The organism is Tessaracoccus pujii (genome assembly GCF_054483895.1).
This window is the reverse complement of record NZ_CM137012.1, coordinates 2,286,663-2,300,101: the sequence shown is the minus strand read 5'-3', so window position 1 is coordinate 2,300,101 and position 13,439 is coordinate 2,286,663. Positions and strand designations below refer to the sequence as shown.

Here is a 13,439-nt window from a genome sequence, read left to right as displayed (position 1 = left end):
TCGCGGACCTGTGTCCATTTCGTTACGTCTCGGCTATTGCGAAACGTTTCAAAGGGTGTTAGCTTGTGGGAAGGCGCTTTCCAGGCGTGATTGGCGTCCAGTTGCCGGTCATGCGCAGCCAAGAACGACGACGTTCCGAACCCGAGAGGACACAACCGATGTTCCCCAAGAAGCACACACTCGTGGCGCTGATCGCCAGCGCGGCCCTAGCCCTGACGGCCTGTGGTGGCGGCGAGACCGCCCCTGAGGTCACCGCCTCCTTCGATCCCAACGAGGCGGTGTCGCTCACGTTCACGTGGTGGGGCAACGACGACCGGGCAGCCCGGTACGAGAAGTTGATCGCAGCGTTCAACGAGGAGTACCCCAACATCGAGATCAACGGCACGTTCACGGACTTCCCCTCCTACTGGGAGAAGAAGCAGACCGAGGCTGCAGGCGGGGGACTGCCGGACGTGTGGCAGTTCTCCGACAGCTACCTCCGTCAGTATGCCGAGCCGGGCTATCTGCTGGACCTCGGCACCGTGTCCGAGTACATCGACATGGGCACCTTCGACGATGGGCTCAAGGGCACCGGTCAGCTTGAGGGCGTCCAGTACTCGCTCCCCACCGGCTACAGCACGTGGGCGAATTTCGTCAACGACGGACTGATCGCCGAGCACGGGCTGGAGATGCCCGAGGGCGGCACCACCTTTGCCGAGTTCACCGACTGGATGGCCGGCGTCACCGAGAAGACGGGCGGAACCGTGTACGGCGGCACCGACGTCACGCAGCGGATCCAGACCTTCGAGTTGTCTCTGCGCGCCGAGGGCAAGAACCTCTACACCGAGGACGGCGAGCTTGGGTTCACCAAGGAGGAGCTGAAGGCCTTCTGGGAGTCCGGTCAGGCCGTCCGCGACGGCATCGGCGTCCCCCAGAACAAGCTGGAAGAGATCGCGCCCAAGTCCGGCTTCGGCGCCAACCTCACCGTCAGTGAGACCAGTTGGAGCAACTTCCTGGGCGGCTACCTGGCTGATTCGGGCGCCGAATCGATCTCGATGATCGCGCCTCCCACCGCAGTGGAGGGGTCGAAGGACCTCTACCGCCAGGCAGGCCTGCAGATGGCCATCTCGGAGAACACCGAGCACCCGGAGGCCGCCGCGCTCTTCCTGGACTTCGTTGTCAACAGCGCCGAAGCCGGCGAGATCTTCGGCACCACCCTGGGCTTCCCTGCCTCCAGCAGCAAGCTCGAAGGCGCCGTGCTGGAGGGACCCGATAAGCAGGTGGCTGATTTCCTCGCCTCCGTTGAGGACCGCGTCGGCGACGCCCCGCCGGTGCCAGTTGTCGGCTACGGCGCCCTGGAGCAGAAGTTCTGGGATCTGGGCAAGGCGCTCGGGCTCGGTGCCGTGACCGTCGACGAGGCTGTTGACCAGTTCTTCGCCGAGACCGATGTCATCCTCGGCTGAGCCGCGGAAACGGACCTGACACCATGACCATCGCACCCAAGAGTGCGGCCACGATCACCGCGGGCCCGGTTCGCCGGGCCCGCGGTGGGGGGCCCGTCACCGCAGGAGAGCACGCGGCGTCCGCGCCCCGCCGCAGGAGGGCCCTGCAGCGCCGCGAGGACGCGGCCGGCTATCTCTTCCTCACCCCGTGGCTGGTGGGCTTCTTCCTGTTGACGGCCGGCCCCATGATCTACTCGTTGTACCTCGCGTTCACGAACTACAGCATCTTCGGCACCACGGAGTTCATCGGCCTGGGCAACTTCGAGCGCATGCTCAACGACGAGGTGTGGTGGGGGTCGGTGCGCATCACGCTGATCTACGTGCTCGTGGGAACCCCGATCAAACTCGCTGCAGCCCTTGGCGTGGCCATGCTGCTCAACTACCGCAGCCGCGGCACCGGCTTCTTCCGCTCGGCGTTCTACGCGCCGTCGCTCATCGGGGCATCCGTCAGCATCGCCATCGTCTGGCGTGCCATGTTCTCGACGGGCGGGCCGGTGGACAGCTCGCTCAGCATCTTCGGCATCAACATCGGCGGTTGGGTGGGTGTCCCGGCGCTGATCCTGCCCATGATGATCCTGCTGGCCGTGTGGCAGTTCGGGGCGCCGATGGTCATCTTCCTGGCCGGGCTCAAGCAGGTGCCCGCCGAACTGTACGAGGCGGCCTCCGTCGACGGCGCGGGACCGTTCCGCAAGTTCGTCAGCGTGACGCTGCCGATGCTCTCGCCGGTCATCTTCTTCAACCTGCTCCTCGAAATGATCCACGCCTTCCAGATCTTTGCCTCGGCCTACATCATCGGCTCGGGCACCGGCGGGCCTGCGGGAGCCACCAACTTCTACACCGTCTACCTCTATACGCGGGCCTTCACCAACAGCCAGATGGGTTACGCCTCGGCGATGGCCTGGGTGCTGCTGGCCGCCGTCGGTGTGATCGCCTTCGTCATGTTCCGCACCTCCAACCAGTGGGTGCACTACTCGGGAGACAAGCGATGACCGCCTCCACCTCCGCCCCTCAGCGGGGCGCCCTCGTGGGGCCGCGGCCCCGCGGCATGCGCAGCAGGCGCACATGGGCCACCGTCGGATGGGTAGCGGCCATGGTGCTCCTCACCGCAGTGGTCCTGTACCCGCTTGCCTGGATGTTCTCGGCCTCGTTCAAGCCCACGGCCGAGTTCGGCGCCAACCAGTCGTTCCTGCCGGAGAATGCCACCATTCAGAACTACTTCAAGGTCCTTGAAGGCATCGGCGGGGTGCCGCTGTGGCGGTTCTTCGCCAACTCGTTCATCCTGGCCACATTCTCGGTGGTGGGCATCGTGATCTCCGCGTCGCTGGCGGCCTACGCGTTCGCGCGCGTCAGGTTCCGGGGAAGCGGCGTCTGGTTCGCCATCATGATCGGCACCCTGCTGCTGCCGTTCCACGTGCTGATCATCCCGCAGTACATGCTGTTTCGGCGGCTCGACCTGATCGACACCTTCGTTCCGCTGCTGCTTGGCAAGTTCCTGGCCGTGGAGGCGTTCTTCGTCTTCCTCATCGTCCAGTTCATCAGGGCGCTTCCCCGCGACATGGATGAGGCGGCGCGCATCGACGGCTGCGGCCACTGGCGGATCTTCTGGCTGATCATCCTTCCGCTGATCAAGCCGGCCCTGGTGTCGGCGTCGATCTTCGCGTTCATCTGGAGCTGGAACGACTTCCTCGGGCCGCTGCTCTACCTGAACTCGCCGGAGAACTACCCGCTGCCGCTGGCTCTGCGGGTGTTCAACGACCAGACGTCGACGTCGGACTACGGCGCGACGGTCGCGGTGTCGGTCCTGGCGTTGCTGCCCATCCTGCTGTTCTTCATCATCTTCCAGCGGTTCCTCGTGGAGGGCGTCTCGACGCAGGGGCTGAAGGGATGAGGCGACGGTCGCGGTTCGCGGTACAGGAGCCTGCCGACGGCAGCGTGCTCCGGTGGCCGGGTGCCACGGCCAAGTTCGCGCTGCTCGGCGAGGTGCTGTGGGTGGGCATCCTGATGGCGGTGGCGTGCCTGCCGGTGGTCACCTGGCCAGCGGCCTTCGCAGCGGGCACCTCGCACCTGCGTCGGTTTCTGCGCGGTGAGTCCTCGACGGTGGCGGAGTTCGTCGACGACGTGCGCCGCGCGATACCAGGCGGGGTCGTCGTCGGGTTTGCCTCGCTGGTGGCAGGCGCCCTGGTGGCGCTCGACCTCGGGATCGCGGCGGGAGGGGGTCTGCCCGGTGCGATCCCGATCGCCGTCGTCGTGAGTGCCCTGGCTATTGTTGCCGTCGTCCTCGTGCTCACGGCTACGGTGTCCTGGGCGGCCGGCAGCCGCTGGCGGGTATTGCTGGCGGATGCTTCCCGTCGCCTGGTGAGGCACCCGATCACCGCGCTCATGACCGTTGTCGCACTGGGGCTCGCCGCAGTCATCGTCTGGCAGTACCTGCTGCTGATCGTGCCGGCGTTGGGCATGCTGGCGTTCGCCGTCGTGGCGATCCACGAGCGGCACCTCGCCACCTAATCCGGGTTCGACGTGCGCCCCATCGTCACGCTCGGAGTCGAGTTCGACCCTAGGTCTGACACTTGGCCTCCGGGGCGGGGGCTATGGGAGGTGGGGGACGTCTCCCCGCAGGCCCGTCGAGGTGACGATCATGTCCGGCTGGCCGCCGCTGTGGGTGATCGACCGGTCGTCGCCGTGGACCGTCAGCTGGGTGCGGTGGTGCCGCAGCGCCTTGGCGACCCGCGGGCGGTAGCCCTCGAGATCGAACCACCTCGCCGCGACCTCCCGGTCCGTGGTCAGCGCGGCGAACGGGATCCCCACCGACTCGGCCGCGGCTCGGCTCAGGTGGTGCGTCCGCACGTGGTCCGGGTGGCCGTACCCGCCGTCGTCGTCGTAGCTGACGACGAGGTCCGTTCCCATCTTGCGCAGGAACGCCGCGATGTCGGCCGTCGCCTCCGACTCGTCGGCCGAGGTCAGGGACCGCTCGTCGGCCTCGTCGCCAGGACCCGCGACGCCTTCCGAGATCCATTGCATGCCTGAGTCGAGGTAGCGCCGCGGCTCGTCCGAGGCGCGGGCCGGCGGCATGCCGAGGTAGGCGTGGGCGTGGACCCCAAGCGAGTCGAGCGCGCCTGCCAATTCGGCCTCTCGCCGCTGCTCCAACGCCGGGGTGCCGGCCAGATGAGACAGCGGACCCGGCACCACTGCGCCCATTTCGCCGCGGGTGCACGTGAGGACCGAGACCTTCAGCCCCTCGTCGACCAGATGCGCGATGAGGGCGCCGGAGGCGAGCGTCTCGTCGTCGGGGTGGGCGTGGATGAAGGTGACGTGTTTGACTGCGCCGTTGGCGATGGCGCGACGGTAGGCCTGCAGCGTCCGGTCCGCGACGTGAGCCCACGTCATCGATTCGGCGCGCTCGCGGGCGGTGGCACCCATGCGGGCGCGGCGCTCGGGGTCGCGGAGGAGGCGGAGGAGTGCGGCGGCCCAGTCCTCGGGGTCATGCGTGGGGACCAGGTCCCCGGTGTGGCCGTTGCAGATCGCCTCGGTGAGCCCACCCGCCGCCGCGGCGAGCGTCGGAATGCCGGAGGCCGATGCCTCGAGCGCCACCAGCCCGAACGTCTCGGAGTGTGAGGGGACCAGCATGACTGAAGCGTGGCGAACCATCTGCGCGAACGACTCGCGGCCCTGCCCGGGCAGGAACGTCACCCAATCACGCACGCCGAGCTCGTCGACGAGCCCGTGCAGTTCCGCCTCGTAGGCCGCGAAGTCCGCAGACACCTGACCCACGATCACCAGGTCGGGGCGCTCGTCCTCCGGCAGGAGAGCCAGAGTCCGGATCGCGATGTCCGGCCCCTTGAGCGGCTGCAGGCGCGCGGCGAACAGGAGATACCCGGGCGCCACGCCCGGCGCGGGTGTCCATCCCTCACCAGGCTCGGCCGGGTGGAACAGCTCGATGTCGACGCCGGGCCGCACGATCATCACCTGCTCGGGATCCGCCTGGCAGCGGCCGATCACGACGGCCGCCTCGTGCCGCGACACCGCCAGGATGAGGTCGGACTGCGTGGCGCAGTACACCTCGCCGTCGATCCGTGCCGGGGACTCCGGCGGCTCGCCGTCGCGGAGCGAGGAGTTGGGGTGGGCCGCCACCGAGTGGAAGGTCATCAGGTGCGGGATGCCGGCCTCGCGGGCCAGCGGGATCGCCGCGACACCCGACATCCAGTGGTGGCTGTGCACCAGGTCGAACCGGTCCAGCGAACCCAGATTCCCGCGGAACTCGTCGATGTACTGATCGATCTCGCTCTTGGGCAGCGGCCTGGCCGGGCCGGCGGTGATGTGGTGCACGGTGAGGCCGGCATCGAGGATGTCGGTGTCGGGCTGGTTGGCGGACGAGCGCCGGGTGAAGAACTCCACGTGTGCACCGGCCTGCTGCAGCGCCGTGGCCAGCGCCCGGATCAAGACGTTCATGCCTCCCGCGTCGGCGGTCCCGGCCCGCTCCGCGGGTGACGTGTGGAGCGAAATGAAGGCGACGCGCATGGACGGGACGGTACACGAGACGCCGCACGCGGTGTTCCAGGACCGGCCCCGGCTGGCAGGATTGGGCGCATGACTCAGCCTGTGCATCTCGTCGTGGTCGGCGTGGCCGGGACCGGCAAGACGACCATCGGCGTGGCCCTGGCCGAGCACTTCGGGCTGCCGTTCGCCGAGGGCGACGACTTCCACAGCCAGGCCAACCGCGACACGATGGCGGCCGGACAAGCGCTCACGGACGAGGACCGCTGGCCCTGGCTGGCGTCGCTGCGCGACTGGATGTCCGAGCAGGCGGCCGCGGGCCGTTCGTCGGTGGTGGCGTGCTCTGCCCTACGCGAGGCCTACCGCGACGTCCTCCGCGGGGCGGACGGCGACGTCTTCTTCGTTCACCTGGTGTTGCCGGAGGAGGAGAACCTCGAGCGGCTGGCGTCGCGGCAGGGGCACTTCATGAAGCCCGTGATGCTCGATTCGCAGCGCGCCACGCTGGAGGTGTTCCAGGAGGGCGAGGACGGCGTCGAGGTGGTCAATGTCGGCGACCCGGGTCAGGTGGTCGCGGACATCGCCGACGTCGTCGTGGACCGCTTCGGCGCGCGCCTCAGCCGGCTGGGTGATTCCCCGCCGCGACAGTGAACGCCGTCACCCGCCCGTCCACCTCGGCCTCGTAGTCGCCCGCGAAGCCCTCGACGGCGACCTCGCCGCGATCGTCGGCCTCCACCGTCGTCTCGGCCACCCACCACTCGTCCCTGATGAGCGCACGCAGCGCCTCGAACGACGGCTTGGGTGACCCGTCGGCGCGCACCAGCCCGATGGGCGCGCCGAGCCAGGCGCCCGCGTCGGTGATGCCCCAGTACGTGATGGACTCCACTGCCGGATGCGCGACGAGGGTGCGGTAGTGCCGCGACACCTCGTCAGCCTGTCGAGCCTCACCCTCCTCCGTCGACGGCCAGGACGGGACCTGGTAGTCGTTGAGGTCGACGATGTCCGCCGGCATGATGTCGCCAGAGACAAGGCTGGTCTCGGTCATCTGCAGCGGAAGCCCGAACCGGCCGAACCGGCTCAGCACCTCCAGCGTCCGATCCTCGCCCCAGTAGCCCTGGTGCATGTGGCTCTGCAGCCCGATCGCGTCGATCCTGATGCCCGCGGCCAGGCACTCCTCGATCAGCGCCTCGTAGCGGGCCGACATGTTGAAGTCGTTGAGCACCAGCCGCACCGACGGGTCGGCCCGGCGGGCCGTGTCGAACGCCAGCCGCACCATCTCCAGCCGGCCGACCTCGCGAGCCAGCGCCGTGACGGCGTTCTCCTCGGCGGTGAACTCAGGAAGGATCACCACCTCGTTGATGGCGTCCCACTGGTCCACCAGATCGGCGAAGTCGGTCACCTCGCGGGTCACCCGCTCCTCGATGCGCCGGCGCACCTCCTCGTTCGGCCGCCCCAGCAGCCACTCGGGGGCCAGGGTGTGCCAGACGAGGGGGTGCCCCTTGACGGTCGCCCCGCGCTCCTGGAACCAGCGCGCCGTCGTCTGGAGCCGACGGGTGTCGGGCGCACCCTCCGACGGTTCGAACGTGCGCCAGTAGAAGGGGAGCGTCACCGTGTTGAACAGCTCCAGCCACTGACCGGCCAGCGCCTCGGCCATCGCCGTCGGCGCCTGGCCGAACCCGGTGGACGGGGCCCGGTCCTCGCCGTTGGCGAGACCGATGAAGTCGAACCCGATGTTGCCGAACCCGAACGCGTGCCGCGTCTGTCGCACGGTCACCCGCCTCCCGGCGGCGCCGGCACCGAGGGCCGGCCGGGCTCTTCCCATGCGGTGGCCGTAGACCGTCCTGTCGGCTGCCGCGGCGACCACGGTCACGACAGGACCACGCGAACAGGCGTGTCCAGCACGCGCCCCTCACCCACGACGCGACGTTGGCCCGTCACCTCGACGCTCAGGGCGGGCAGGCGATCCTCCGAAGACCAGCCGACGGACAGCTGCACCTCGCCGGGCTCGACGATCCGAGACATGTCGACGCCCGTGAACGACAGCCGGTCCGCGTGCACCGCGAACGTCACCCGGGCGGACGTGCTCGCCGCCAGCTGCACCTTGCGGAAGCCGATCAGTTGCTTCAGCGGGCGCACGACCTCGGCCCACGGGTCGCTGAGGTAGAGCTGCACCACCTCGGCGCCGTCGCGATCCCCGGTGTTGGTGACCGTGACGGACACCTCGACGGACCCCTCGGCCCTCATCGTCGCCGACGACACCTCCGCGTCCGTGTACTCGAAGCTCGTGTACCCGATCCCGTACCCGAACGGGAACCGCGGGATGGGGTCCAGGTTGGAGATGCCGTTGGAGAACCATGCCAGAGGTGCGGCGAGGTAGGTACCGGGCTGGCCGCCGTGGTGCGCGGGGAGCCCGATGGGGAGCCGTCCCGACGGGTTGACCGCGCCGGTGAGCACGCCCGCCAGCGCGTCGGCGCCCTCGACGCCCGGCATGAACGCCTGGAGGACGGCCGCGCAACGGTCGGCGTACTCACCGATGGCATACGGGCGGCCGGTGACCAGCACCAGCACAGTCGGGGTGCCGGTGGCCAGGACGGCCTCCACCAGCTCGCCCTGCCTGCCGGGCAGGCGCAGGTCCACCGCGTCGCAACCCTCGCCGGAGGTGCCGTCGCCGAACATGCCGGCGATGTCGCCCACCGTCAACACGGCCACGTCCGCGGCCGCCGCCGCCTCGACGGCGTCCGCGAGCTCCTCGTCGGTGCCGTGCATGAAGCCCGTGCCCCGTGTGAAGGTGACGGCCTCACCCAGCGCGGCCGTGAGGGCGTCGTCGAGCCCCCGGATGGGGATCCCGGTCTCAGTCCCGGTCTTGGCCAGCACGTGGTTGGGGAAGGAGTAGCACCCCATGAAGCTGCGCACATCCGCCCAGGTGGGGCCGATCACGGCCACGCGGCGGCCGGTGTCCAGCGGAAGCACCCCGTCGTTCGAGAGGAGCACGATCGACTCCTCGGCCACCCGTCGGGCGAGGTCGCGGTTACGGGGCGAGTCCAGGTCCACGGAGGGATCGACGGCGGGCTCCCAGCCCTCGTCGAGCAGCCCGAGCTCCAGCTTCTGGCGCAGTACGCGCCGCGCCGAGCGGCGCACATCGTCCTCGCTGAGCATCCCCCGCGAGATAGCCTCCTCGATGGCCCAGTACGCCCCGGTCGAGGGCAACTCGATGTCCAGCCCGGCCCGCAGCGCGAGCGCGGCGGCGGTGGCGTCGTCGGGCGCGATCCGGTGCATCCGGGTGAGGAACGCGATGCTCCAGTAGTCCGAGACGACGGTGCCCTCGAAGCCCCAGCGGTCGCGCAGCACCCCGGTGAGGAGCTCGGCCGACGCCGCGGCCGGCTGGCCGTCGACGTCGCAGTAGGAGTTCATGATCGAGCGCGCGCCACCGAGCCGCACCGCCATCTCGAACGGCGGCAGCATGACGTCCTCGAGCTCGCGGCGGCCCATCGACACCGGCGCGTGGTTGCGCCCGGCGCGCCCGGCCGAGTACCCGACGAAGTGCTTCGGCGTGGCGACGACGCCTGCGGACTGCAGGCCCCTCACGTAAGCGGTGCCCAGGGACCCCACCAGGTAGGGGTCCTCGCCGCAGGTCTCCTCGACGCGGCCCCAGCGGTAGTCGCGAACCACGTCGAGCAGCGGGGAGAGCCCCTGCTGCACGCCGACGGAGGCAAGGTCCGAGCCGATGGCCGCGGCCATCTCCTCGATCAGCTCGGGTCGCCACGTTGCTCCCCAGGCGATGGAGGCCGGATAGACGGTGGCGCCGAGGGCGGTGAAGCCGGTGAGGCACTCCTCGTGCGCGACGGCGGGGATGCCGAACGCGTTGGCGGCCACGACGTCGGCCTGCATCCGGCGAAGTTTGGTGGCGCCGTCGGCCACGCTCACCGGGTCGGTGCCGTAGACGCGGGTGAGGTGCCCGAGGCCGCCGTCGACGGCCGTCTCCCACGGAGGCAGTTCCTGCGTGAACTCACTCTCCATGGGGGCCACGTCGTGGGAGGCGGGGTCGTGGTGGTCCGGGTCCGGAGCCGGCGCCTCGGTCTGGCCGGGGAGCCAGTAGGAGCCGAGCTGATGGGCGAGGTCCGCCAGCGACATGTCGGCCAGGAGCGCGTCGAGACGGGAGTCGAGGGGGAGGCTGGGGTCGGTCCAGGTCATGGAGGAAGTCATTTCTGTTGGATCAGCCCTTGACCGCGCCTTGGAGGCCACCGACGATGCGGCGCTGCATGGTGAGGAAGAAGACCATGGCGGGGATCATGGACAGGGTGGTGAAGGCGAACACCCCGGCGGTGTCGGAGGAGTGCTCGGTGGAGAAGTCGGCCACACCCAGCGGCAGCGTGCGCATGTCACCTTGGAGGAGCAGCAGGGGCAGCAGGTAGGCGTTCCAGGAGCCGACGAAGGCCAGCACGCCGACGGTGACGAGGCCGGCCCCGGACAGCGGCACCATGATGCGCGTGAAGATGCTGACCCGGCTGGCGCCGTCGATCATCGCGGCCTCCTCGAGCTCGGCCGGGATGGCCTGCAGGAAGGGGCGCAGGATGACGATGGTCATGGGCAGCGCGAACGCGGCCTGGGGGAGCGCGACGCCCCACCACGTGTTGCTCATGCCGAGGTCCTTGCTGATGATGATGAACAGCGGGATCACGGCCACGGTCGCGGGGAACAGCAGGCCCAGGACGAAGATCATGTAGACCTTCTCGCGGCCGGGGAAGCGGTAGCGCGAGAGCGGGTAGGCGGCCATCAGGCCGAAGACCACCACGATCGCTGTGGTGAGCAACGCGATGACCAGCGAGTTGAGGCCGTAGCGCCAGAAGCTCGAGTTGCTCAGCACGCCGAGGTAGTTGCCCCAGACCCACGGGTCCGGGAAGCCCGCCGGGCTCTCCGCGAGCTGCGCGTTGCTGCGGAAGCCGCCGAGGACCGAGTACAGAACCGGACCGATGGAGAAGCCGGCCACGATGAGGGCCACGAGGTAGACGAGCGGGTTGGCGCTCACCCGGGGGCGGCGCGGCGCTGTCTCGGCGGCCGGGGCGGCTGCGGTGGCGGTCATCGGCGAACCTTTCGCTTGTCGTTGTCGGCGGTGTCGCGGCTGAGGATGAAGCGCTGGTACAACAGCGCCATGGTGAGCGCCACCACGAACAGCACCACGGACGCGGCACCGGCGATGCCGTAGTTGCTCCTGCGGGTGCCCTCGGTGATGAGGAAGGTGGCCATCGTGGTGGTGGAGTTGGCGGGCCCACCTCCGGTGAGGATCCACACCATGTCGAACAGTTGCAGCGAGCCCACCATGGACAGGAAGGCCCAGGTGCGCAGCGTCGGGCCGAGCAGCGGGATGGTGATGTGGCGCTGGGTCTGCCACCACGAGGCGCCGTCGATCTGGGCCGCCTCGTCGAGTTCCTGCGGGACGCCCTGCAGGCCGGCGAGGAACAGGATGATCGCGAACCCGAGGTACTTCCAGGTGAGCACGATCATCACCGTCCACAGGGCCAGGTCCGGCGTGCCGAGGAACCCCTGCGCGGGGCCCTGGATGCCGACGGCGGCGAGGATGGAGTCGATGACGCCGTAGCGGGGCTGCAGGAGCTGGAACCACACCACGCTCGCGATGACCTCGGCGAGGATGTAGGGGACGAAGACGATGGTGCGCAGCAGCCCCTGGAACCTCATCTTTCGGTTGAGGAGCAGCGCGACGGCGATGCCGAGCGGCAGCTGGATGGCGATGGACGCCACGACGATGAAGAGGTTGTGCCCGAGCGCCCCGAGGAACACGTCGTTGCTCAGGACGGAGGCGTAGTTGCGGAGTCCGACGAAGTCGGCGAGGGGCCCGAAGCCCTTCCAGCGGTAGACGGAGAACTGGACGGCGCGCAGCATCGGCCAGACGACGAACATGAAGAACAGCGTGAGGGCGGGCAACACGAAGACGGCGATCTCGAGGCCCATCTTCCAGTTGACGGGCCGCTTCCGACCGGGGGAGAGCGGGCGCCGGTCGCGCCCGCTCTCGTCGGTGGTGACCCGGACCGCCGCCGCCTGCTCAGAGGTGGCGTTGGTCATGGATTACTTCTCCGCGTCCGCAGCGGCCTGGGTGGCGTCGACGATCTCCTGCGGAGTCGCCTGGCCGGCGAAGGCCAGGGCGATCTCGTCGTTCATGGCGCCGCCGATGGAGGTGCCGAAGGCCGTGTCGAAGTAGAGCTGGACGTAGCCTGCCGCGTCGCGGACCTCGAGGAGCTTGGCCAGCGCGGGATCAGCGACGAACTCGGAGGCCGTGGGGTTGGTGGGCAGCCCCATGTCGAGCTCGGCGAAGCCCTTCTGGACCTCGTCGGAGAGGAGGTACTCGACGAATTCGACGGCCTCGTCGGGCGCGTCGGCCGGGACGCCCCAGGCGTCGCCGCCGCCGAGCGCGGCGCTCTGGTCGCCCTCGCCGCCGTCGACCTCAGGGAAGGCGAACCAGCCGGTGGCGTCGCCGAGGCCCTGCTCGTCCTCGGTCAGGCCCTGCATGACGCCGGGCTCCCAGTGGCCCGCCAGCTCCATGGCGACCTTGCGCGTGGCGAGGAGGCCGGAGGCGCTGGTCGGGCCGGACTGTGCGGGTGTGGTGAGGAAGCCGGGGTTGAACGGCTCCTTGGCCACCAGGTCGGCCAGGTCCTCGCCGGCGCGCACGAAGCACTCGTCGGAGAAGTCGAGGCTCGTCACGGCGCCGGACAGAACGTCCTGCGAGCACTCCCGCAGCGCGGTGTAGTACCAGTAGTGCGCGGCGGGCCACTTGTCGCCGGCGCCCACGGAGATCGGGTCGATGCCGGCGGCCTTGAGCTTGTCGATCGCGTCGTAGAGATCGTCCATGGTGGTGGGGGCCTCGGTGATGCCGGCCTGCTCGAACAGTTCCGTGTTGTACCAGAAGCCCACCACGCCGAGCGAGAAGGGCAGCGCGTAGGTCTTGCCGTCCACCTGCCAGCCGTTGACGGCGCCGCCGAGCTTGTCGATGGTGTCGGCGGCCGACTCCGACAGGTCCTTGACCAGCCCGGCCTCCACCTTGTCGGCCAGCTCGCCGCCGCCGCGCTCCATGTAGATGTCAGGCATGTCGCCGCTCTGCCAGGCGGCCTCGATCTTGGTGCCCATGTCCTCGTGCTGCATGGCCTCGACGGTGATGGTGACGCCAGGATTGGCCGCCTCGAAGTCTGCGGCCACCTTGTCGTAGTAGTCCTTGCCGGCACCCGTGTTGGAGTTGTGCCACCAGGTGAGCGCCACATCGCCGCCGGCGGCGGCGGACGAGGCCCCTGTGGTGGGCTCGTTGGTGGTGCCGCCGCAGGCGGACAGGGCCAGCGCCGCGCTCGCGACGAGTGCCGCGATCTTGGGGAGCTTGTGGGTCATCATTGATCCTCCGGTAGTTGCGTCGCGAAAAATTTCACGAAAGCTTGGCTAACGTCACCGATTCTAAGCGCACATGTATTT

The 13,439-nt window shown here is 69.1% G+C and carries 11 protein-coding genes; 5 read left to right on the top strand and 6 right to left on the bottom strand.

Features of this window, described 5'->3' with window-relative positions:
* Positions 1-158 precede the first annotated feature (158 nt).
* Genes ACX1D0_RS11055 through ACX1D0_RS11040 form a run of 4 tightly spaced genes read left to right on the top strand, consistent with a single transcriptional unit; the run spans position 159 to position 3,986 of the window.
* Positions 159-1,442 (top strand): ABC transporter substrate-binding protein, encoded by a 1,284-nt coding sequence (locus ACX1D0_RS11055; RefSeq protein WP_459017930.1) that lies wholly within the window; start codon positions 159-161, stop codon positions 1,440-1,442.
* A gap of 23 nt (positions 1,443-1,465) precedes the next feature.
* A complete protein-coding gene (locus ACX1D0_RS11050) occupies positions 1,466-2,470 on the top strand; it encodes a carbohydrate ABC transporter permease (protein ID WP_459017929.1) in 1,005 nt (334 codons plus the stop codon).
* The gene (locus ACX1D0_RS11045) at positions 2,467-3,369 is read left to right on the top strand and encodes a carbohydrate ABC transporter permease (RefSeq protein WP_459017928.1); all 903 of its coding nucleotides are present in this window, start codon (positions 2,467-2,469) and stop codon (positions 3,367-3,369) included. The genes ACX1D0_RS11050 and ACX1D0_RS11045 overlap by 4 nt, the downstream gene beginning before the upstream one ends.
* Entirely contained in the window at positions 3,366-3,986 is a 621-nt protein-coding gene (locus ACX1D0_RS11040) for a DUF624 domain-containing protein (RefSeq protein WP_459017927.1), read from the top strand. Before ACX1D0_RS11045 ends, ACX1D0_RS11040 begins: the two co-directional genes overlap by 4 nt.
* Positions 3,987-4,067: 81 nt before the next feature.
* On the opposite strand, the gene ACX1D0_RS11035 is transcribed toward ACX1D0_RS11040, so the two are convergent.
* Positions 4,068-5,996: a glycosyltransferase gene (locus tag ACX1D0_RS11035; protein WP_459017926.1), complete on the bottom strand. Its 1,929-nt coding sequence runs from the start codon at positions 5,994-5,996 to the stop codon at positions 4,068-4,070.
* 69 nt (positions 5,997-6,065) lie between these two features.
* Between ACX1D0_RS11035 and ACX1D0_RS11030 the strand changes: the two genes are divergently transcribed.
* Positions 6,066-6,620, top strand: a complete 555-nt coding sequence (locus tag ACX1D0_RS11030) for a gluconokinase (protein WP_459017925.1) — start codon at positions 6,066-6,068, stop codon at positions 6,618-6,620.
* Here the strand turns inward: ACX1D0_RS11030 and ACX1D0_RS11025 are convergent.
* From ACX1D0_RS11025 to ACX1D0_RS11005, 5 genes are read right to left on the bottom strand one after another with little or no spacing between them, the layout of a single operon-like run.
* Positions 6,586-7,839 carry an endo-1,4-beta-xylanase gene (locus tag ACX1D0_RS11025; protein WP_459017924.1) on the bottom strand — a complete coding sequence of 418 codons (1,254 nt, stop codon included), beginning with the start codon at positions 7,837-7,839 and terminating at the stop codon, positions 6,586-6,588. The two genes, ACX1D0_RS11030 and ACX1D0_RS11025, sit on opposite strands and share 35 nt — an antisense overlap.
* Positions 7,836-10,160: a glycoside hydrolase family 3 protein gene (locus tag ACX1D0_RS11020; protein ID WP_459017923.1), complete on the bottom strand. Its 2,325-nt coding sequence runs from the start codon at positions 10,158-10,160 to the stop codon at positions 7,836-7,838. The genes ACX1D0_RS11025 and ACX1D0_RS11020 overlap by 4 nt, the downstream gene beginning before the upstream one ends.
* A 22-nt stretch (positions 10,161-10,182) precedes the next feature.
* Positions 10,183-11,049, bottom strand: a complete 867-nt coding sequence (locus ACX1D0_RS11015) for a carbohydrate ABC transporter permease (protein ID WP_459017922.1) — start codon at positions 11,047-11,049, stop codon at positions 10,183-10,185.
* Positions 11,046-12,047: a carbohydrate ABC transporter permease gene (locus ACX1D0_RS11010; RefSeq protein ID WP_459017921.1), complete on the bottom strand. Its 1,002-nt coding sequence runs from the start codon at positions 12,045-12,047 to the stop codon at positions 11,046-11,048. Before ACX1D0_RS11010 ends, ACX1D0_RS11015 begins: the two co-directional genes overlap by 4 nt.
* Before the next feature lie 3 nt (positions 12,048-12,050).
* Positions 12,051-13,358, bottom strand: coding sequence for an extracellular solute-binding protein (locus ACX1D0_RS11005; RefSeq protein ID WP_459017920.1), 1,308 nt, complete (start codon positions 13,356-13,358; stop codon positions 12,051-12,053).
* Positions 13,359-13,439 lie beyond the last annotated feature (81 nt).